The 370-nt window shown below is 60.5% G+C and carries 1 pseudogene; it reads left to right on the top strand.

Going from position 1 to position 370, the window contains the following annotated elements:
* Positions 1-107, top strand: a pseudogene (locus XpopCFBP1817_RS21280) (IS481 family transposase); the annotation flags it as partial.
* Positions 108-370 lie beyond the last annotated feature (263 nt).

Below are 370 nucleotides of genomic sequence, written 5' to 3'. Positions count from 1 at the left end.
CCCTGAAGGGTCTGACACCGTACGAATTCATCTGCAAGCAGTGGACATCCGAACCCGAGCGGTTCAAGGTGGACCCGATCGATCTAATGCCGGGACTGAACACCTAGTCGTCCCTGAAAACCCCCAACCACCCAACCACCCAACCACCGCAAGGCCTTGATCCCTCGCCAGACGTGCCAGAACGGCCAGTTTTCGCTACGCCGAGGGCTGATTTCTGGCGATTTGCACCCATGCGTACACGCCGTCCTGCTGCCGAGCACCTGCCTGCCGAGGCGTTGTTTCGTTGGCGCCTGGAGAACCAGATCGAGCTGCGCCATCCGTTGGCGCAACTGAGCCATCGGATGCCGTGGGTAGCGTTGCAACAGGCACT

The organism is Xanthomonas populi, from assembly GCF_002940065.1.
GTDB lineage: Bacteria > Pseudomonadota > Gammaproteobacteria > Xanthomonadales > Xanthomonadaceae > Xanthomonas > Xanthomonas populi.
Note: the sequence above shows the minus strand (reverse complement) of the source record. Positions and strands in the feature narration are given on the sequence as shown.